This window comes from Methanoculleus sp., assembly GCF_035363275.1.
Classification (GTDB): domain Archaea; phylum Halobacteriota; class Methanomicrobia; order Methanomicrobiales; family Methanoculleaceae; genus Methanoculleus.
Genome location: NZ_DAOSET010000043.1, coordinates 1 through 19,245, shown reverse-complemented (window position 1 = coordinate 19,245; position 19,245 = coordinate 1). Strand labels below are relative to the sequence as shown.

Annotated in this window: 19 protein-coding genes; 10 read left to right on the top strand and 9 right to left on the bottom strand. The window is 63.1% G+C overall.

Features of this window, described 5'->3' with window-relative positions; translation table 11 throughout:
• The 4 genes from PLN84_RS09740 to PLN84_RS09725 all read left to right on the top strand — a co-directional run.
• Positions 1-360: endonuclease V (locus PLN84_RS09740; RefSeq protein ID WP_348532033.1), on the top strand; the 360-nt coding region annotated here is incomplete at its 5' end.
• A gap of 159 nt (positions 361-519) precedes the next feature.
• Positions 520-1,710 (top strand): FprA family A-type flavoprotein, encoded by a 1,191-nt coding sequence (locus PLN84_RS09735; protein ID WP_348532032.1) that lies wholly within the window; start codon positions 520-522, stop codon positions 1,708-1,710.
• A gap of 112 nt (positions 1,711-1,822) precedes the next feature.
• Entirely contained in the window at positions 1,823-2,848 is a 1,026-nt protein-coding gene (locus PLN84_RS09730) for a phosphoribulokinase (protein ID WP_292558759.1), read from the top strand.
• 80 nt (positions 2,849-2,928) lie between these two features.
• Positions 2,929-4,386, top strand: coding sequence for a TrkH family potassium uptake protein (locus tag PLN84_RS09725; RefSeq protein ID WP_292558760.1), 1,458 nt, complete (start codon positions 2,929-2,931; stop codon positions 4,384-4,386).
• A gap of 18 nt (positions 4,387-4,404) precedes the next feature.
• On the opposite strand, the gene PLN84_RS09720 is transcribed toward PLN84_RS09725, so the two are convergent.
• Complete coding sequence (locus PLN84_RS09720) at positions 4,405-5,028, bottom strand: hypothetical protein (RefSeq protein ID WP_292386533.1); 624 nt, start codon at positions 5,026-5,028, stop codon at positions 4,405-4,407.
• Between the two features lie 227 nt (positions 5,029-5,255).
• On the opposite strand from PLN84_RS09720, the gene cfbC reads away from it, so the two are divergent.
• From cfbC to PLN84_RS09705, 3 genes are all read left to right on the top strand, one after another.
• The gene (cfbC, locus tag PLN84_RS09715) at positions 5,256-6,074 is read left to right on the top strand and encodes a Ni-sirohydrochlorin a,c-diamide reductive cyclase ATP-dependent reductase subunit (protein ID WP_292386532.1); all 819 of its coding nucleotides are present in this window, start codon (positions 5,256-5,258) and stop codon (positions 6,072-6,074) included.
• Positions 6,034-7,110: a nitrogenase component 1 gene (locus tag PLN84_RS09710; protein WP_292558761.1), complete on the top strand. Its 1,077-nt coding sequence runs from the start codon at positions 6,034-6,036 to the stop codon at positions 7,108-7,110. Before cfbC ends, PLN84_RS09710 begins: the two co-directional genes overlap by 41 nt.
• 558 nt (positions 7,111-7,668) lie before the next feature.
• Positions 7,669-8,142, top strand: a complete 474-nt coding sequence (locus tag PLN84_RS09705; RefSeq protein ID WP_292386530.1) for a universal stress protein — start codon at positions 7,669-7,671, stop codon at positions 8,140-8,142.
• 30 nt (positions 8,143-8,172) lie between these two features.
• Here PLN84_RS09705 and PLN84_RS09700 read toward each other — a convergent pair whose 3' ends face one another.
• The 8 genes from PLN84_RS09700 to PLN84_RS09665 form a co-directional block, all read right to left on the bottom strand.
• Positions 8,173-8,766, bottom strand: coding sequence for a PH domain-containing protein (locus PLN84_RS09700; RefSeq protein ID WP_292386529.1), 594 nt, complete (start codon positions 8,764-8,766; stop codon positions 8,173-8,175).
• 13 nt (positions 8,767-8,779) lie between these two features.
• Entirely contained in the window at positions 8,780-9,262 is a 483-nt protein-coding gene (locus PLN84_RS09695) for a GNAT family N-acetyltransferase (RefSeq protein ID WP_292386528.1), read from the bottom strand.
• 80 nt (positions 9,263-9,342) lie between these two features.
• On the bottom strand, positions 9,343-9,549 hold the full coding sequence (locus tag PLN84_RS09690; protein ID WP_292386527.1) for a hypothetical protein: 207 nt from the start codon (positions 9,547-9,549) through the stop codon (positions 9,343-9,345).
• 105 nt (positions 9,550-9,654) lie between these two features.
• Entirely contained in the window at positions 9,655-10,023 is a 369-nt protein-coding gene (locus tag PLN84_RS09685) for a tautomerase family protein (protein WP_292386526.1), read from the bottom strand.
• A 78-nt stretch (positions 10,024-10,101) separates the two neighbouring features.
• Positions 10,102-11,262: a nitrogenase component 1 gene (locus PLN84_RS09680; protein WP_292386525.1), complete on the bottom strand. Its 1,161-nt coding sequence runs from the start codon at positions 11,260-11,262 to the stop codon at positions 10,102-10,104.
• Positions 11,263-11,354: 92 nt separating this feature from the next.
• Entirely contained in the window at positions 11,355-12,476 is a 1,122-nt protein-coding gene (locus PLN84_RS09675; protein ID WP_292386524.1) for an isocitrate/isopropylmalate family dehydrogenase, read from the bottom strand.
• A complete protein-coding gene (locus PLN84_RS09670; protein ID WP_292386523.1) occupies positions 12,461-12,952 on the bottom strand; it encodes a 3-isopropylmalate dehydratase small subunit in 492 nt (163 codons plus the stop codon). Before PLN84_RS09670 ends, PLN84_RS09675 begins: the two co-directional genes overlap by 16 nt.
• A gap of 3 nt (positions 12,953-12,955) precedes the next feature.
• Positions 12,956-14,209 (bottom strand): 3-isopropylmalate dehydratase large subunit, encoded by a 1,254-nt coding sequence (locus PLN84_RS09665; RefSeq protein WP_292386522.1) that lies wholly within the window; start codon positions 14,207-14,209, stop codon positions 12,956-12,958.
• A gap of 145 nt (positions 14,210-14,354) precedes the next feature.
• Here PLN84_RS09665 and mutS point away from each other — a divergent pair, with 145 nt between their 5' ends.
• The 3 genes from mutS (at position 14,355) to PLN84_RS09650 (ending at position 19,059) form a co-directional block, all read left to right on the top strand.
• On the top strand, positions 14,355-16,976 hold the full coding sequence (gene mutS, locus PLN84_RS09660) for a DNA mismatch repair protein MutS (RefSeq protein ID WP_292386521.1): 2,622 nt from the start codon (positions 14,355-14,357) through the stop codon (positions 16,974-16,976).
• Positions 16,973-18,715 (top strand): DNA mismatch repair endonuclease MutL, encoded by a 1,743-nt coding sequence (mutL, locus tag PLN84_RS09655; RefSeq protein WP_292386520.1) that lies wholly within the window; start codon positions 16,973-16,975, stop codon positions 18,713-18,715. Before mutS ends, mutL begins: the two co-directional genes overlap by 4 nt.
• A 179-nt stretch (positions 18,716-18,894) precedes the next feature.
• Positions 18,895-19,059 (top strand): hypothetical protein, encoded by a 165-nt coding sequence (locus tag PLN84_RS09650; protein WP_292386519.1) that lies wholly within the window; start codon positions 18,895-18,897, stop codon positions 19,057-19,059.
• The last annotated feature ends 186 nt before the right edge of the window (positions 19,060-19,245 follow it).

Here is a 19,245-nt window from a genome sequence, read left to right as displayed (position 1 = left end):
CCCCGCGGCCTCGGCATCGCAAGCCACATGGGCATCCTGCTCGACCGGCCCACCGTCGGGGTCGCAAAGAGCCTCCTCGTCGGCACGGTGACGGAGCCCGGCCCCGCCAGGGGTTCGACGAGCCCGGTGCTCCGGAACGGCGAGACGATAGGGATGGCGGTCCGGACGAAAGAAAGGACGAAACCGGTCTATGTTTCCGTGGGTCACCGTATCGACCTCCTCTCTGCAGTCGATCTCGTCCTCGCGGCCGCCCGTGGGTACCGGCTCCCGGAACCGACCCGGCAGGCCCACCTCTTTGCAAACACCGTCCGGAGGGAGGGAGACCGGGGCGAGAGGCAGACCAGCCTCCCCTCCGGGTGAGGGAGACGAAACCGTTATCAGCGTTCGGGCCGGATAAACGTTCACCGACCGGCACGCTGGAAAACCATGGCCGGTTGCAGCCTACGGAGTGTGAAAGATGTCAGGAAACCACCCACAGACACCGTATAATGGTCGGAGTGTACCCGGGGGAGGCAGAGCATGACGCCACGTGAGATCGTGCCGGGCGTCTTCGCCGTCGGGGCCATCGACTGGGACCGCCGGATCTTCGACGAACTGATCCCAACCCCCGACGGCACCTCCTACAACAGTTACCTGCTACGGGGCAGCGAGAAGACGGCATTGATCGATACCGTCGACCCGTCGAAGTTTGCGGACCTCACGGCGAACCTGGACCGGCTCGGGGTCGATAAGATCGACTACATCATCGCGAACCATGCCGAGCAGGACCATTCGGGCTCGATACCGGCGATGCTCGGCCGCTACCCCGGGGCGAAGGTGGTGACGAACCAGAAGTGCCGGGACTTCCTCGTCGACCTCCTGCAGATCCCCCAGGACCGGGTCATTGTCATCAGCGACGGCGATACGCTCACCCTCGGGGATCGGACACTCGAGTTCATCTTCGCCCCCTGGGTTCACTGGCCGGAGACGATGCTGACCTACCTCCCCGAAGACCGGATCCTCTTCTCCTGCGACCTCTTCGGCTCGCACTACGCGACGAGTACCCTCTACGTCCCCGACGAGGCGGTAATCTACGAGTCCGCGAAACGCTACTACGCCGAGATCATGATGCCCTTCCGGTCAAGCATCAAAGCGCACCTCGCGAAACTCGCAGCACGTGAGATCGCCGTGATTGCCCCGAGCCACGGCCCGGTCTACGACAGGCCGGCGTTCATCATGGACGCCTACCGTGACTGGACAGGCGACGACGTCAGGAACGTGGTGGTGCTGCCTTTCGTCTCCATGCACGGGAGCACCCAGGCAATGGTCGACCACTTCACCACCGCCCTGATACAGCGTGGTGTCCAGGTCCATCCGTTCAACCTCACGAAGACGGATATCGGCGAACTTGCAAAGGCCCTGGTGGATGCAGCCACAGTCGTGATCGGGACCCCGACACTCATCTTCGGTCCCCACCCGCAGGTGGTCTACGCCGCGTACCTCGCAAACCTCCTTCGCCCGAAAACCCGGTATGCGTCGGTGATCGGGTCCTACGGCTGGGGCGGGAAGACCGTTGATACCCTTGCAAGTATGCTTGATCGGCTCAAGGTGGAGTTGATCGAACCGGTCTACATCAAGGGCTACCCGAGAGAGGGGGACTTCGCGGCGCTGGACCGGCTCGCCGACGCGATCCGGAAGAAGCACGAAGAAGCGGGGATCATCCCGTCATAGACTCCTGCAAGAGGGTGAATTCCTGCCGGCTTCCCTCTTTTTGTCCGAAACTTCTTCGTCCGGCACCGAAATCTTAACAGTGCGGGATACCGACCGAACAGTGAGCTGAGTTATGGCATCATCCGACTTCAAGAGAGTCATTGCAGAGTCGCCCTACGTCTTTATCATCGGCGTGGCGGGAGACAGCGGAAGCGGCAAGACCACATTCACCCGGGCTATCCGGGAGATCTTCGGAGAGGAACTCGTCTCCACGATCACCATCGACGACTACCACAGGTACGACCGCCGGGAGCGGAAGGTTCTCGGGATCACGCCGCTTGTCCCCGAGGCGAACCGGTTCGACCTGCTCGAAGAGCACCTTATCGCCCTCAAAGCAGGAGAGACGATCCAGAAACCCGTCTACAACCACGACAACGGGATGTTCGATCCCCCGGTGCCGTTTAACCCCACGAAGATCCTTATCCTCGAAGGGCTGCACCCCTTCGTGACCAAAAAGATGCGGGACCTGATCGACTTCAAACTCTACGTGGACCCGGACCCCGACGTCAAACGCGCCTGGAAGATCAAACGCGACGTGGATAAGCGGGGATATTCGGTGGATGCGGTCATCCAGGAGATGGAAGACCGCAAGCCCGATTTCGAGCAGTACGTCGCGCCCCAGTGCCGGTTCGCGGACGCAGTCATCAGGATCGCCTTCTCGAAGTACGGGAGGGAAGCAAGCGAGAAGCGTAACATCTACCATGTCACCCTCTGCCAGAGTAAACTCGATAAGAGTATCCGGGACGTCGACCTTTCCATCGACCTCTTCGGGCTCCTCTCACTCTCCCAACGGAACTTCATGGTCGAGTTCACGACCGAGGACATCGGGGGAAAGGCAATGGGGGCGCTCACGTTCGACGGGGAGTTAAATGAAGCCGTGGTGAAAAAACTGGAGAAGAACATCGAGATCCAGACACAGGTGGAGCCCATCGACCTTCTCCAGAACGTGGATTACCTGACGGCCGGGGATATGGCCCAGCTCATCCTCGCCTGGCGGATCATCAACCGGCGTATCTTCATCGAAAGCGCGCCGGGAGCCGCCGGCGAGGAAGAGGGGGCTTCGATCGGCAACGGTGCATCCATATGCGGTCGCCGGTGATTCCAGGCGCTTTTTGGCCTCTAAATAGCCAAAAATCCTGCAGGAGAAAATAGATAAGAGTTCCCGGAGAAGATGTACCGATGGACAGGATCGAGCAGTTCTCGACCATCGCACCCGATATCGGCAACATCTTCCGGTATATGAGCGTCGCCACAGGAGTGCCGCTCCTCGTAGCGGTGGTCTACCGGGAGTGGGAGATGATCCTGCCCATGCTCTCTGTCCCGGTCACCCTTTTCCTCCTTGGGATGCTCCTTGTCCGGGTACCCCGGGAGGAGCGAGAGGCACCCCTCTCCGCCGCCCTCATGGCCGTCGCCCTGATCTGGCTCGCGATGGCGCTGGTGAGCGCTCTGCCGTTCAGCCTCGGGCTCGGTACCCCCTACCTCGACGCCGTCTTCGAGGCGATGTCGGGGTGGACCGATACGGGTCTGACGATGATGCGGTCCGTCGACGACCTGCCCCAGACGCTCCTCTTCTGGCGGTCGTTGATGCAGTGGCTCGGCGGCCTCGGGATCGTCTCCTTCACCATCGCGATGGCCTCAAGGACCGGGCTGACCCAGTTCCGCCTCTACCGCTCGGAAGGACGCTCGGAAGCGCTGATGCCGAGCGTCGTCGCAACAGGCATGGAGATGTGGAAGATCTACATGGTGCTGACCGCCGCATCGATCGGGCTCGTTCTCCTCTCGGGGATACCCCTCTGGGACGCGGTGAACATCGCCCTTGTCACAATCTCCACCGGGGGGTTCTCCATCCACTCGGCAGGGATCCCCTTCTATAATAACCCGTTCCTTGAGGTCCTCGTCGTCCCGATCATGATCGCCGGCGCTCTGCCGTTCAAACTCTACTATATCCTCTACCGTCAAAACGGCGTGCGGTTCTTCGACGACCAGCAGGCACGCCTTCTCTTCATGCTCATCGCGCTCGGGATCGTCGTGATAGCGTGGGACCTCGTCACACTCAACGCAACCGATATCCCTACCGCCATCCGCCAGGCGCTCTTCATGTCGGCGGCGGGAATCACCAGCACCGGGTTCCAGGTCGCCTCCCCCAACGAGTGGGCGAGCGTGACGGTCCTCTTCCTCTCGATGCTGATGGTCATCGGCGGGGCGTCGGGGAGCACCGCCGGCGGGATCAAGCTCTCCCGGGTAGTCCTCGGCTTTCAGAGCCTGCTCTGGTGGTTCCGGCGGATGTTCGTCTCCGGGAACGTGCTCGTGCCCTTCAAGTACGACGGCAAAGTGATCCCGAAGAACGTCGCCGACCTCGAGGTCTCCCGGAACATGCTGACTATCATGCTCTACTTCCTCTCGATCTTCGTCGCCACGGTGCTTGTAATGCACCTGCAGCCGACATCCTTCGACTCGAGCAACGTGATCTTCGAGATCGTCTCCGCCATGTGCAACAACGGCATGACCGCAGGATTCGTCTCACCTGACATGGCCGATCCGGCGAAGGTCCTCTTCATCTTGATCATGTGGATAGGGCGCCTCGAGATCATCCCGGTGATCATGCTCGTTATGGGAGTCTTCAAGCGGTTTGACTGAACCAAAAAGGGGTGCCGGTTATTCCGGCTGGTAATGGGTGTAGAGGTCGTCCACCGTCGCCCGGTCCCCGCTGCTCGTCACAAGGAGGTCCATGTAGGTATAGACCTCAGGGGCATCCGCCTTCAGGAGCGCCGGGGAGACGTGGTAGAGCATGAAGGCCTCAGCGAAGAGCGCTGCCTTCCACTCCTCGCCGGGGGGTGCGCTGACCCGGGAGAGGTACGACCCGGAGTTTATCTCCAGCGTCTCAAAGACCATGCTCTCGTCAAACCCCATGGTGCGGTAGACCCGATACCCGACCTGCTGGACGAAGACCTCGTCGGCCCGCGCCGGATCCCTGTCCGAGCGGATGTAGATGGCATTCTCGCCGGGGACGTAGAGACCGCTCGTGCTGCTCCCGGAAGCATCCTGCTGCTTGAAGACAGCGTTATTGCTGTCGATGTAGACAGTGAGGTCCTCCATAAACTCTTCTCTGATCTTGGTGCTCTGCTGTAGCACCAGGGCCTCTGCAAGTGCCGCTTCAGCGCCGCTCCCATCCCTGTTCTCCAGGCGGAAGCCGGTGACCGGGCTCACTGAGAAGGCCGAACAGACGACGGCGATGAGAATAAGCGCCGCAATCAACCGTGATCGAAACCGTGGGTCCATCGTACTCCTTCCTGCTTAACCAGGGGTTTATACTTTAGTGTTATATACATTTCTAATAATAAAAAACAGAGGATTGTAATCAAATTAGTTAAATAATGGTAAATATAGATTATTTTATGAAAGTAATTGGTTTAACGCACGTTCTATATTGCAGTGAGATATATATGATTGAACATTGCAAACACCATCCGACACCTAATTACCCATGCGAGCGCATAGTAGAAATGATGAAGCAGATCGCCCTCTACGGGAAGGGGGGAATCGGGAAATCCACTACGGCGGCAAACCTATCGGCAGCACTCGCGGGAGAAGGACTTGACATCCTGCAGATCGGGTGCGATCCGAAGCACGACAGTACCCGCATGCTGATGCACGGGACCTGGATCCCGACGGTGCTCGACCTTATCCGGGAGCGCGGGGATGCAACTATCACTGTCGACGATGTGGTCTACCGGGGCTTTGGGGGGGTGCGGTGCGTGGAGGCCGGCGGTCCCGAACCGGGGATAGGATGCGCCGGCCGGGGAATCATCGCGACGTTCCAGCTCCTTGAACGCCTGGACGCCCTCAAAGGCGACGTAATCGTCTACGACGTCCTCGGAGACGTCGTCTGCGGCGGGTTTGCGATGCCGATGCGGGAAGGATACGCGCAGGAGATCTACCTGGTCACTTCCGGCGAACTGATGTCCGTCTACGCGGCAAACAACATCGCTAAGGCCATCGCCCGTCTCTCGCGCCGGGTGCGGAGCAAGTGCACGCTCGGAGGCGTGATCTGCAACGCAAAGAACATCGACGGCGAGCGGGACCTGGTGGAAGAGTTCGCCCACAGGATTAACTCCCGGCTCATCGCCTACGTCCCCCGCGACCGCGGGGTGCAGGTTGCGGAGTTGAACCGGCAGACGGTCGTCGAATACGCCCCCGAATCGAACCAGGCAGCGGTCTACCGGGACCTCGGGCGCACGATCTGCGAAAACAGAACGACGAGTATCCCCACCCCCCTCGAGATGGATGAGCTCGAATCCTTCGCCCTTGAATTCGTCCAGGTTTGAGGGGTGCACCCTGACCGGAGCGCTCTCGGTGCTCACGGAGGTACGGGACGCTGTCTGCATCGTCCACGGTCCGGCAGGGTGTACGCACCACAACTTCTCCCTCCTCCACGCCACACTGCTCTCAAACGACCGGCTCGAAGCCCCTCGCCTCCTCTCCACCCGCCTTACGGAGAACGACATCATATTCGGGGGGGAGGATGCGCTGGAGAAGACCATAGCACGGGCGCTCTCGGTCTCCCCTGCACCCACCTCCGTCTTCGTTCTCTCGACCTGCATCGTCGAGACGATCGGGGACGACACCGCGGCGGTCTGTGCAAAACCGCGAGGCGTCCCGGTTGTCGCCGTGCCGACCGCGGGGTTCCTCGGCGGGGTCTTTGAGACCGGCGTCAGAAACGCTCTCTCCTCGGTCGCAACGCTCGCGAGTCCTGCGGCCGAAGTGACGCTGACGGCGAACCTGGTCGGCGAGAAGAATCTGGAGTACGGCGTCGACGAGAACGCGGCAGAGATCGCCCGTCTCCTTGCGCGGCTCGGCATCGGCATCAACCTCCGGTTCGTGCGGCGGATCGGCACCGGGGACGTCGAACGCCTCGGCGCTGCTGCCGTCAACATCCTCCGGGAACCGGCGCTCCGGCCGGTCGGCGAGGACCTCAAGCGGAGGTTTAAGACGCCCTGTATCGAATCGTTCCCCACCGGCCTTGCCGGGACGTGCCGGTTCCTGGAGGAGGCCGGCCGGATCTGCGGCGTCGACGCTTCGGCCGCCGTCGAGGAGGAGCGGGCCTACCAGGCGGAGATGCTCTCCCGGTTTGCCGACATCGCGGGGAGCCGGGTCTGTTTCCGGCCTCCCCACCCGGCACTCAACCCGGACCCGGTCGCAGAGGCCGTCTGCGCCGAATGCATCGAAGCCCTCGACCTCACCATCGCCCCCCCGGACGGGGTGGTCATTCCTCTGCCGTATCCTGCGCCCGTGGGGACTGCCGGCCTGCGGCGGATGCTGCACCGGTGGCGGGTGCTGATCCGGGGGAAGGGGCGGGGGTGAGGCACCGGCTGTCTGCCGGAGACTCCTGTGTCGAACATTGCGTTGATCCGACCATAAGAGATAAGACGACGGTCACCCCCGGTCCTCCATGCATAAGAACGCGGGGAGCGACTGTACCCCGATACTCGTGATCGGATAGTATATCATGGACTTCGGGTTCAACGAAGGGAGTTCTCCCTCTTGGCGAGTTCCTCGACCGGATGAACATCGGCAAGCAGGACCGACCGTATCGGAATCGAGATATCCTGGCGACCCTGGATGAATAGTGGAGAACTCCAATAAAGCGTCCATCAGGGCAAAGGTAAAACACTCTGATTGTCACAACTGGAGCTCTGCGCATGAAGAAGAACCTTATTTTGCAGACACATATCGATCAATCGATTGCGATCACAAGATGATAAAGAAACGTTCTGACCGGTACTGTGTTGAGAAGAAAGTGCCCTGATGCCCATGGGAATGCTGGTCCAGAACCCCGATCCCCTCTCACCCGGCAGGCACCCCACAACGTCATTTAAATACCTGGCCCACAGAGAAACTCATCGGAGAGAGTGCCAGAGTATGTTCGAACGCATCTTATTCCCAACGGACTTCTCAGAACCATCCATGAAGGTGCTGGGCTACATCCCCGCACTGAAGGAGGCGGGAACCCGGGAGGTGGTTCTCGTCCACGTCATCGACCAGAAGGAGATCACCCTGATCGCCATGGGGGGGCAGGGGTTCCTCGGGACAGTACCCGACCAGGAGACCGAGACCCAGCGGCAACTGCGGGAGGAGATCCAGCACCGGATCCTCGACGTCCGCCGGGCGCTCGAGAAGCACGGCGTGAAGGTGACCGTCCGAACACCCGTCGGCAGCCCGGGCAAGGAGATCGTGGCCGCGGCGGATGCAGAGGGAGCCTCGCTGATCGTCCTTGGCTCTCACGGCCGGTCGAACATCCGCGACCGGCTGCTCGGGACGGTCTCGGAGTACGTGATCAAGAACGCCAATCAGCCGGTCCTGGTCATCAAACGGGATAGGGTCGTCGGGAGCTAGCCCTCCCACCTTTTTCCTCAAAAAAAAGTGTTATCTCTCCTGCCGGCCTTCAAGCAGCCGCCGGATCGCCCGGAGCTCCTCCACGACCTCACCGCCGGCCGGGAGTGCCGGCGGCTCCTCCGGCCCGGCCCCGATCGCGGTCGGACCGGTCGTCCGGACGAAGTTCATGATCTTCTCCTGGAGATCCTTGGGGTCCTCGATCCCGTTGAGGAGAATCTCCGCCTGCGCCTGGGCTGAGTAGCCCGCGGTCTGCACTTTGACCGCCGAGAAGGTGAAGAACCGCATCAGGGGTCCCTGGGTGATATCGACGTTCGTGATCCGGTTGTAGGGGACGATCCCCGTCTGCCGGAACCAGACCCCCCGCTGCCAGGTGATCTCGGTGACGGTGAGCCGGTAGACGATGCTCGCGTAGTAGAGAGGGATCCAGTAGATAACGAAGAGGACGATGGCAACGACCGGCAGCGCGATAGCGAGACCGATGATCATCGGGCTGAAGAGGACGACGGGGACGAGCCAGGGCAGGACGAAGAGGACAACGGCCAGGACCAGCGAGGCGTAGAGGTAGGACCGGAACTGCGGCGCCGGTTTGAACGCCTCTCCGATACGGAGCGGGGTGAGCGGCATATGATCACACCACCTATCTCAATTCAAACGGATTAAGCCTTCCCGCAGTGAGGTCCCTCCGGAGGACGAAGCGAGCGCCTTCCTCGCCGAAGTAGGCCGGGCAGAACCCCGCCTCCCGGAATCCCCACTTCTCGTAGAGCGTCCGGGCGGCGTGGTTTTCCGGCGCAACCGAGAGGTAGACCTCCCCCGCCCCGCGCTCCCGGAGACCGCCGATGACCGCGGCAACAAGGCTCTCACCGAACCCCCGGCGCCGGTTCTCCCCCGATACCACCAGCCGGAGGATCCACCCGGTCTCCGGCCGGTGCTGCACAAGCGCCCCGATGGTGTAGCCGGCGATCGCCCCGGCGCATTCCGCGACGAGGAAGGTATCGGCAAAGAGGACGCCCGCCTGCCGGATAAAAACCTCGGGCTTGCAGCCCTCCGGGCTGTTCTCCCGCTCGAGGTCACAGACTGCCGGATAATCCGCATCGCGATATCCCCTGACGTTCACGTCCATACCGGTTTATTCGTCGTGAGGGGTAAAAAAGAGGAGGCAGCCCCTGGTTCTCACCTACCGGAGCGTACCGGGTCGCAGGTTTACTTCTTTATGCCCTTCTCAAGCATCTCGCGCGCCATCTTATACGTCTCGATCTTGTACTGCATCGCCTCGATCCGGTGCTGCTTCATCTTGATACGGGACTCGATCATCCGGATCATCAGCTGCCGCGCCTGGTCCTCATCAAGGAGATCGTACATCTTCTGGATAAGCATACCGTGGGCGGCGGGTCCGCCGAAATGTGTCATGCCATTAACCCCCTTATACCTACCTCGCCTGTACGGGCGAGATCGGCATCTCGATCTCCGCCGCCCTATAAATACCTTATGGGAGGTCCGGCCGGGCGGGAGGACTTACCGGGATGGCACGAATGCCTCGCCGTCTTCGGCCCAGTTCTCGACGGGGGGCTCGTAGAGGACAATACAGACGTCGTCGGGGCGGACGCCCGGATCACGGGCGAGGTGCCCGACGATAGCCCGATAGAGCCCCTGCTTCTTCTCGGGGCTCCGCCCCGGCATGAGCGAGACCTCGATCAGGACCGCATCGTCGGATCGGCCGGGAGGCATCGGGAAGTTCTCCTCTTTTCGCTCGCAGAGCCGGATCCAGAGGGTAGCCTCCGGGGTCTGGAGCGCATCTGCAAAAGCTTCACGGAGGCTCTCGATAAGCGATTGCCGGTACGCAACCGGCTTCCCGGAACGGATCTCAATCTTGACAAGCGGCATTCTGACCAACTCATGCGGCAGCCGGGGGATCGGATCGATTCCCCGTTCTCCTGCATGAGTGCTCTTGCACCGCGAGTATTAACGCTTTCCGGGATCCGGTCCGTTGCCTGTGCTCTCCGGGCGCCGGTTCCGGTTGATGCAGGCGTTAAGCACCTCGTCCATCAACCAGAGCGCCCCCTCGATCCCGACCAGGGCACGGGAGGAGAGGAGAACCCTGCCACGGAGCGGCGACGTCAGCCCGACAAAGGCGGCGCGGGGAGCGATCGCCCGCTCATAGGAGGAACCGAGGATCAGGTCCGGCTCGGCGTCCCGGATCATATCCCGGATGAGTGAGAAGTCGGTCGTATAGGTGACGGCGCTGCTCCATGCACCGGAGTCGTTCCGGGCGGCGATGCAGGCGATCTCGGCGCCGAGATACCGGTCGAGGAGGTCCGCGGCGAACGCGGCATACGAGCCTCCGGCAGCGATCGTCACCCGGGGCGGATCGAACCTGCGGAGATACTTCTCGCAGGCTTTTGTGATCCGGGCATCGGCCCAGGCGATCTCCTCTGCAATCGGCCGGGAATCGACGCCGTCGATCACCGCAGCAAGCGCCTCAAAGGTCTCGCCGATGGCATCGAGTCCCAGGAGCGAGCCGGACGCCGTTCCGACGCCGCTCGCAAGGTCAGGGTTCGTGCCGACGGTGAAGGGTGCCGCACAGTGCGCCGCGGCATAGCGGTCCAGGCAGAAGGTGGTAGCGACGGTCGTCCCGGCGAGGTCGAGCAGGCGTCGCGCCTCGATGGTGTTCCCCCGGCAGAAGGGGTCGGCGCGGCAGATGCCGTCGATGTTGACGCCGGTGGCATCGGGATCGACCTCCGGCGCGACCACTGCGAGCGCCCGGTGATAGCCGGCCTCGAGGTCGCCGAGGAACCCCGGGCTGTCGACGACGAGGACCCGCCCGTCACGGGCAACGCCGTTGATATCCTCGCCGATAACGGCGGGCACGCAGGTGTTGACCACGGCTATCCGGGAGTACCGGCTCTCGAGTTCCCGGATCACCTCCGCGAGGCGTGGCTCCGTGCCGAAGATGATCTCGTTCTCGACGAGAAACGTCCCGTGGACAGGGACCCCGACGAGAGACGCAGGGTAGAAGTAGCATCCGCTCGAACCATGGACGATGACGGCGAGGTCCTCGAACCCCGCAAGGCAGGCGACCGCCCCGGTCATCGCACACGGCCAGAGCGGATTCTCACACGGCATATGCTGGTCGTCTGGCATCAGTCTAGAAGATCATGGCAGTGTGGAGATATAAAAGACGGTCTTTTCCGGAAAAATAAGAGGGGGCTCTCGCCCTACACCGTCTTTACGAGCGATGCAAGATACCGCCCGACCTCGCTCGTCTTCCTCGCGCCGCCCATATCATGGGTGACGAACCCGTCAAGGATGCTCCGCTCGATCGCCCGGAGCACGGCCGCCGCGGCCTCATGCTCGCCGATGTGGTCGAGGAGCATCGAGCCCGCCCAGACGGTTGCAAGCGGGTTTGCGACGTCGAGGCCCCGGTATTTCGGAGCGGAGCCGTGGATCGGCTCGAACATCGATGTGCCCGCGGGGTTGATGTTCCCGCCGGGGGCGAGCCCAAGCCCGCCCTGGATCATGGCGCCGAGGTCGGTGATGATATCGCCGAACATGTTCGGCGTGACGACGACGTCGAACCACTCGGGGTTCTTGACGAACCACATCGTGACTGCGTCGACGAAGTTGAACTCCGTCCGGACGTCCGGGTAGCTGGTGGCGACATCAGAAAATACGTCCCGCCAGAGGCCGTAGACGTCGGAGAGGACGTTGGCCTTGTCGACTGACGTGACCTTCCTGCCCCTCCGCTCCGCGAGGTCGAAAGCGTAGCGGATCGCCCGCTCCGCGCCCGGCCGGGTGACGATGCCGATCTGGTAGGCGAGCTCGTCGGCGTCGGTCTCGACGTCGAGCCCGAATTTGACATTGTAGATGTCGCGGACGACCTCCAGGGTCTTTGACTCGCGCTCACCCCTGAACCTTGAGCCGATACCGACATAGAAATCCTCGGTGTTCTCCCGGACGACGACGAAGTCGATATCCTCCGGCCCCTTGTTCGCGAGCGGTGTTTCGACGCCGTCCAGGAGTTTGATCGGTCTGAGATTGATGAACTGGTCGAAATGAAACCGGATCGCAAGTAGGATGCCCTTCTCCAGGATCCCCGGCTTCACCCGGTCGTCGCCGATGGCCCCGAAGTAGATCGCGTTGAACTTCGAGAGCTCCCGGATATCCTCTTCGGTGAGAAGGTCGCCGGTTGCAAGGTAGCGCTCCGCACCGATATCGAACTCGGTCCACGCGATGTCAAAACCGTAGCGCTCGCCCGCGGCATCGAGGACCTCTCTCCCCGCCGCCACGATCTCGGGGCCGATCCCGTCCCCGCCGATTGCTGCTACTCTGTGCTGCATGTCTTCACCTCATCCAGGTTCTTCGCGTAGGCCACGAGGCCGCCGGAATCGACGATCTCCTTCATGAACCCGGGCACCGGCTCGACAGGGAGCCTTCTGCCGTCCGCCTCGATATAGCCGCCGGCGAGGTCCACCCTCACGGTCTCCCCGTCTTTTATGGCATCCGCCTCCGGGCAGACCAGGGGCAGGAGCCCCGTGTTGACGGCATTCCGGTAGAAGATCCGCGCAAAGGACTTCGCGACCACGACCCTCACCCCGGCGCCGAGGAGCGCAAGCGGTGCGTGCTCCCGGGAGGAGCCGCACCCGAAGTTGGTGCCCCCCACCACGACGTCGCCCTCCCAGGCCCCCTTCGCAAACTCGTCTCGCGTCCCCTCGAACGCGTGCTTCGCGAGCTCCGCCGGGTCGTAGATCGTGAGGAACCTCCCCGGTATGATCGCGTCCGTATCGATATCGTCGCCGAACTTCCAGACTCGCATGGTTCACACCTCCCTCGGGTCGGTGATCTCGCCGTAGAGGGCGCTTGCCGCTGCCGTCGCCGGCGAGGCGAGGTAGACCCGGGCCTGGGTGCTCCCCTGCCTCCCCCGGAAGTTCCGGTTCGAGGTCGAGAGCGAGACCTCGCCGGGGGCGAGGAGCCCGAACGCCCCGCCCATGCACGGGCCGCAACACGGCGCCTCCACAAGGGCTCCGGCCTCGACGAACCGCTCGATGAGCCCGGCCCGGAGGGCCTTGAGGTACTCCGTCCGCGAGGCCGGGATGACGATCACCCTTACACCGGAGGCGAAGCGGTCAGCGCTCCCCATCACCTCGGCCGCCTCGAAAAGGTCCTCGTAGCGCCCGTTCGTGCAGGAACCGATAAAGACCTGGTCGACCTTCGTCCCGGCGACCTTCGTGACGTCCACGACGTTGTCGACGTTGTGGGGGACGGCGACCTGAGGTGCGAGGTCGGTGACGTCGTAGTGCCGGCGGTCCCGGTAGGCTGCGTCCGGATCGCCCGCAAGGTCGAAGGGCTCGATCGCGCGGCGGGCGGCGACGTAGTCCCAGGTGGCCGCGTCGGGCCGGACGATCCCGGCCTTCGCTCCCATCTCGATCACCATGTTCGCGCAGGTCATCCGGCCGGCCATGTTCATCTTCTCCATCGTCCGGCCGGCGAACTCGAGCGCCATGTAAGTCGCGCCGTCGGCGCCGATATCCCCGGCAAGCGAGAGGATCAGGTCCTTCGGACCGACCCTCCGGCCGAACGTCCCATTCACCTCGATGAGAATGCTCTCCGGCACCCGGAAGTAGAGCGCCCCGAACTTCAGGACGAACCCCATATCGGTCGAGCCGATCCCGGTCGCAAACGCGCCCGCCGCACCGTAGGTGCAGGTATGCGAGTCGGTCCCGACGATGATCTCGCCCGGCGCCGCCCGCCCCTTCTCCATGACAACCTGGTGGCAGACGCCCTCGAGGAGGTCGTAGTTGTGGATTTCCTGCTCCTCTGCGAACTGCCGCATGAAGACGTGGTTCTCGGCAGCCGGTATCGAGTCGGCAGGCACCTGGTGGTCGAAGAGCATAATAATCCGTTCCGGATCGAATACGTGCTCTCCACCCATCTCACCAAAGACCCGAACCGCAAGCGGGCCGGTGATGTCGTGGATCATCGCCGCATCCACCGGCGCCATCACCACGTCGCCCGCGCGGACAGTGCTGCCGCACTTCATCGAGAAGATCTTCTCTGCGATCGTCGCCGCCATAAATTATCGTGTACCCTGTATGCGTTTCGGACGTATCTAGTTTGGCAGGAACCACCCCGGCCGGGTGGGGAATCGGAGCATTCTCCGCCGGTTTTCCGGGGCAGTACCCTTATGTGACTCCATGCGAATTCTATACGGAGATGCGATGACCGACGGACCGACCCCGGCAATGCGACAGTATTACTCAGTGAAGGCCCGGTACCCCGACGCCGTCCTCTTCTTCCGGATGGGGGACTTTTACGAGACGTTCGGGGAGGACGCCGGCGTGGTAGCCCGGGAACTCGATATCACCCTGACAGCCCGGGGCAAGGATAAGAACGGCGACCGTATGCCGCTTGCAGGGGTCCCCCACCACGCTGCCGACGGCTACATCGCCCGCCTGGTGGGCAAGGGCTACAAGGTGGTGATCTGCGACCAGGTGGAGGACCCAAAGACTGCAAAAGGCGTGGTGAAACGGGAGGTCACGAGGGTGATCACCCCCGGGACGCTCATCGATTCATCGATGCTCGGCTCCGCGGGGGCCCATTACCTGATGGCAGTCGCCCCCGACCGGAAAGAGATCTTCGGTCTCGCGTTCCTGGATGTCTCCACCGGCGAGTTCTTCGTCTCTTCCGGGAGCGCCGAGCGTGACTACGCTGATATCGTCTCGGAGACGGCCAGGTACCGCCCGTCCGAAGCAATCGTCCCGGAGAGCCTGGCGAACGCGCTCCCCGGCCGGCTTGAGGGGCTCGGGGTGACGGTGAGCCGTTACCGCGACGACGCCTTTGACTTCGACACGGCGTACGAGCGCCTCTGCGAGCAGTTCGGGACGGCGACGCTCGACGGTTACGGGTGTGCCGGGATGACGGGAGCGGTCGCCGCGGCCGGAGCGGCGCTGCGCTACGCCCAGGAGACCCAGCACTCATCCCTCTCCCACATCACGGGGCTTTCGACCCGGATCCCGTCGGGGAACATGGTGCTCGACGCGATCACATTGAGAAACCTCGAGATCACGACGGGCATCCAGGGCGTTGGCGACGGGAACACGCTTCTTGCCGCGCTCGACGTCACGGCGACATCGATGGGGAGCCGGACGATGCGCTCGTTCCTGATCAGCCCGTTGATCGAGAAGGAGGCGATCGAGGGGAGGCTTGATGCGGTGGAATGGCTCGTTGATCACGCGCTCGACCGGCAGACACTTCGCGCAACCCTCGGCGCCTTCGCCGACATCGAGCGGATCGCAGGAAGGATCGCCTACGGGAATGCCGGCCCACGGGACCTTGCGACACTCCAGGAGTCCCTCGAAGCGATCCCGGATGTAAAGGCGCTTTTTTCCGGCGAAGTGCCGGAGCTCGTCCATGAGGCCCTCGACGCGATGAGCGACCATGCCTCCGTCAGGGAACTCGTCGGACGGGCGATCGTGGACGAGCCCCCGGCGCGCGCGGTGGCCGGCGGGATGATCAGGGAAGGGTTCAACGGGAAACTCGACGAACTACGGCACCTTGCGACGTCCGGGAAGGACTGGATCGTGGAGTTCCAGCAGCAGGAGCGGGAGAGGACCGGTATCAAGTCGCTCAAGGTCGGCTACAACCGGGTCTTCGGCTACTACATCGAGGTGACGAGACCGAACCTGCACCTGGTTCCGCCGGAGTACGAGCGCCGGCAGACGACCGCGAACGGCGAGCGCTACACGATACCCGACCTCAAGGAGAAGGAGGCGATGATCGCGACCGCGGAAGAACGGCTCGGCGCGCTCGAAGCGGAGATCTACGCCGAACTCATCCGGACGCTCGCGGCGGACGTCCCCGGTCTCCAGGCGACCGCACGGGCGGTGGGGCTGCTCGACGTGTATGCGGCCCTCGCCGAGGTCGCGGCCCGCTACAGTTACTCCCGCCCGGTGATCGAGGAGAGCGGCCGGACCATCATCAGGGACGGGCGCCACCCGGTGGTTGAGCGGCACCTCCCGGTGCCGTTTGTCCCCAACGACACCGACCTTGATTCCGCCGGCGACCAGATCACGATCATCACCGGGGCGAACATGGCAGGGAAGTCAACCTACATGCGGGCGGTGGCGCTCTGCTGCATCATGGCCCAGATGGGGAGTTTCGTCCCGGCCCGTCACGCGACGGTGGGGGTCGTCGACCGGGTCTTCACCCGGGTGGGGGCGTTCGACGACCTTGCCTCGGGACAGTCGACGTTCATGGTGGAGATGCTGGAACTTGCAAACATCTTAAACAACGCGACGCCGCAGAGCCTCGTGATCCTCGACGAGATCGGCCGGGGGACGAGCACGCTCGACGGGTGCGCGATCGCCCGGGCGGTGGTGGAGTTCCTGCATGGGAAAGCAGTTTCCGGGCCCCGGACTCTCTTTGCGACTCATTTCCACGATCTGATCGACCTCGAGGGGTCGCTCAAACGGGTGAAGAACTTCCACTTCGCCGTGAAGGATACGGGAGAGGACGTCGTTTTCCTCCGGAAGATCATCCCCGGCGCGACCGACAAGAGTTACGGCGTCCACGTGGCGCACCTTGCCGGCATCCCGAAGAAGGTGACCGACCGGGCGATGACGCTCTTGAAGGAGGCATCGGTGCGGGAGAACTCCGGCGGGCCACGGGCCCCCCGCTACACCCAGATGCTCCTCGTCGATCCCGGCGAGGGAATCATGGAGGAGAACCCGGCGGTCAGGGAACTTGCGGCCTTGAACCCCGACGAGATGACGCCGATCGAGGCATTGAACACCCTGTGCCGGTTGAAGCGGCTTGCAAACGGGGAGGATGGAGGACGATGACGAAGATAGAGGTCCTCGACCCCGATACGGTGAATCAGATCGCCGCCGGCGAGGTCGTGGAACGACCCGCGTCGGTGGCAAAGGAACTCCTCGAGAACGCGATCGATGCGGGCGCAACAAGCATCCTCATCGACGTTGCCTCGGACATGGCCGGGGTCACGAAGATCCGGGTGACCGACAACGGCGAGGGCATGACGCCGGAGGAGGCGGTCCTTGCGTTTCATCCCCACGCGACGAGCAAGATCCGGGATATCGCCGACCTCTCCGCCATCCACACCCTGGGGTTCCGGGGGGAGGCGCTTGCAAGCATCGCCGCCGTCGCGGAGGTGACCCTGGTCACCCGTCCCCGGGGGGGCGCGGCACTCGCCGGGACACGGATCGTCGTCAGGGGCGGCGAGGTCGTGGAGAAGAGTGAGGTGGGTGCGCCGGAAGGGACGACGGTCGCCGTGGAACGCCTCTTCTACAACACCCCCGCCCGCCGGAAGTTCCTCAAAAGCAGGAACACCGAGCTCGCCCACATCTACACCGTTGTGGAGAACCTGGCCCTCGCGCACGGCGAGGTCGCCTTCCGGGTGGTGCATAACGGGAAGGAACGGATGGCGACCCAGCGGTCGGGAGGAGTTCTGAACGCTGTCGCGGGCCTCTACGGTGCGGATCTTGCCCGGGCCCTCGTCCCGGTCGAGGGGAAGCTCCCCTTCCTCGCTATCCGCGGCTACATCTCCCGCCCGTCGGAGAGCAGGGGGAACCCCTCGCAAGTCGTTATCAGCATCAACGGCAGGAGCATCACCTCCCGGCAGATCGCCGCCGCCGTCCGGGAGGGCTACGGCACCCTCCTCCCAAAGGACCGCTACCCGGTGACGTTCATTGACCTCTCGATCGACACCGGCCTCGTGGACGTCAATGTCCACCCGGCGAAACGGGAGGTCCGCCTCTCCCGGGAGCGGGAGATCCTCGCGGCGATTGCGGCCGCGGTAGGAGAGGCGCTCGCCGGGCACGATCTCGTCCGCGAGGCGGCGGCCGAGCCGGTACAGCAGCAGATTCTCCCGCCTGGACCGGCACCGGCAGTCGGCGAGACCGCATCGTCCTACACGGCGGGGCACCGGGAACTCACCCTCTCCGATAGGCAGCTCCGTCGGACGGAGGGCGAGGGTGCGGAGAACCTCCTCCCGGCCATGGAGCCGGTCGGGCAGGTGGCGGCGACTTACATCGTGGCGGAAGGGACCGACGGCACCCTCTACCTCGTCGACCAGCACGCGGCCCACGAGCGCATTCTCTACGACCAGGTCACGGAGCTGCGCGATGCCGGAGCCGGGTCGCAGGAACTGATCGTGCCCGTCGTTCTCTCGCTCCCCCCGAAAGAGTCTGCCGCACTCCGGGACGCAACGGGGCTCCTTGCCGGCGAAGGGTTCGTGGTGGAGGAGTTCGGCCGGGACACCTTCGCCGTCCGGGCGGTGCCTGCCGCCCTCGGCGCAGTCGAAGACCCCGAGGGCGTCAGGGAGACGATCGCCGAGATCCTGAACGGCGAGTCGCGCACCGCTCCGGGCCGGCGTGAGGCGGTCACCTGTATCGTCGCCTGCAGGGGCGCGGTGAAGGCCGGCGCCCTCCTCACGCACGACCAGCAGAAGCGCCTCCTCGCGCAGCTCGCCCGGACGAAGACTCCCTGGACCTGCCCGCATGGGAGGCCGACGGTGGTGGCGTTCGATAAGAGGAAACTCGACGGTATCTTCCGGCGAACGTAAATGGGGCCCGGGCGGAACTGGCACGAATACCACCTAAAACCCAACGTTTTTGCGATTTACCAGAAATTTCGGACCCTAACAGCAAAATATCGTATCACAATGGATTTATTCTCTGGAGATCAGAATGGCTGCATGTCACAGTGGGAACAGACCCGCTGCGGACGAAAGGATTGAACCACGTGACGTTACTCCAGCAGATTCGTCTCTGGATGAGGACCAGGAGCGAAGGAAAGCAGTATCACGACTGTGAGAACGACTCAGTTATCGAACCCTACTTCGATATCTCTCCCGAAGCGACCCTCTCGCCGGCTCTCAATGAGATCTCGGCGGAGGAGATCGAGTGACGGAGAACCTCCAATAAAACATCCTACCGAACACATCACCTCTAACCCAGAATAACCACACCACCCATTTTTATCTCTGCGGGATCGAAGGGGCAGAGCAGGAAGAGCCCCTGCATAAGGGGGATAGTTCACTGCACGGAAAAGACCGTGTGCATGACCGAGTTGATCCGGTCTTCCCTGATGACG

Coding starts and splice junctions, on each gene's coding strand:
- PLN84_RS09735 (WP_348532032.1), top strand. CDS start 520: ATGACGCCACGTGAGATCGTGCCGGGCGTCTTCGCCGTCGGGGCCATC.
- PLN84_RS09730 (WP_292558759.1), top strand. CDS start 1,823: ATGGCATCATCCGACTTCAAGAGAGTCATTGCAGAGTCGCCCTACGTC.
- PLN84_RS09725 (WP_292558760.1), top strand. CDS start 2,929: ATGGACAGGATCGAGCAGTTCTCGACCATCGCACCCGATATCGGCAAC.
- PLN84_RS09720 (WP_292386533.1), bottom strand. CDS start 5,028: ATGGACCCACGGTTTCGATCACGGTTGATTGCGGCGCTTATTCTCATC.
- cfbC (WP_292386532.1), top strand. CDS start 5,256: ATGAAGCAGATCGCCCTCTACGGGAAGGGGGGAATCGGGAAATCCACT.
- PLN84_RS09710 (WP_292558761.1), top strand. CDS start 6,034: ATGAGCTCGAATCCTTCGCCCTTGAATTCGTCCAGGTTTGAGGGGTGC.
- PLN84_RS09705 (WP_292386530.1), top strand. CDS start 7,669: ATGTTCGAACGCATCTTATTCCCAACGGACTTCTCAGAACCATCCATG.
- PLN84_RS09700 (WP_292386529.1), bottom strand. CDS start 8,766: ATGCCGCTCACCCCGCTCCGTATCGGAGAGGCGTTCAAACCGGCGCCG.
- PLN84_RS09695 (WP_292386528.1), bottom strand. CDS start 9,262: ATGGACGTGAACGTCAGGGGATATCGCGATGCGGATTATCCGGCAGTC.
- PLN84_RS09690 (WP_292386527.1), bottom strand. CDS start 9,549: ATGACACATTTCGGCGGACCCGCCGCCCACGGTATGCTTATCCAGAAG.
- PLN84_RS09685 (WP_292386526.1), bottom strand. CDS start 10,023: ATGCCGCTTGTCAAGATTGAGATCCGTTCCGGGAAGCCGGTTGCGTAC.
- PLN84_RS09680 (WP_292386525.1), bottom strand. CDS start 11,262: ATGCCGTGTGAGAATCCGCTCTGGCCGTGTGCGATGACCGGGGCGGTC.
- PLN84_RS09675 (WP_292386524.1), bottom strand. CDS start 12,476: ATGCAGCACAGAGTAGCAGCAATCGGCGGGGACGGGATCGGCCCCGAG.
- PLN84_RS09670 (WP_292386523.1), bottom strand. CDS start 12,952: ATGCGAGTCTGGAAGTTCGGCGACGATATCGATACGGACGCGATCATA.
- PLN84_RS09665 (WP_292386522.1), bottom strand. CDS start 14,209: ATGGCGGCGACGATCGCAGAGAAGATCTTCTCGATGAAGTGCGGCAGC.
- mutS (WP_292386521.1), top strand. CDS start 14,355: ATGACCGACGGACCGACCCCGGCAATGCGACAGTATTACTCAGTGAAG.
- mutL (WP_292386520.1), top strand. CDS start 16,973: ATGACGAAGATAGAGGTCCTCGACCCCGATACGGTGAATCAGATCGCC.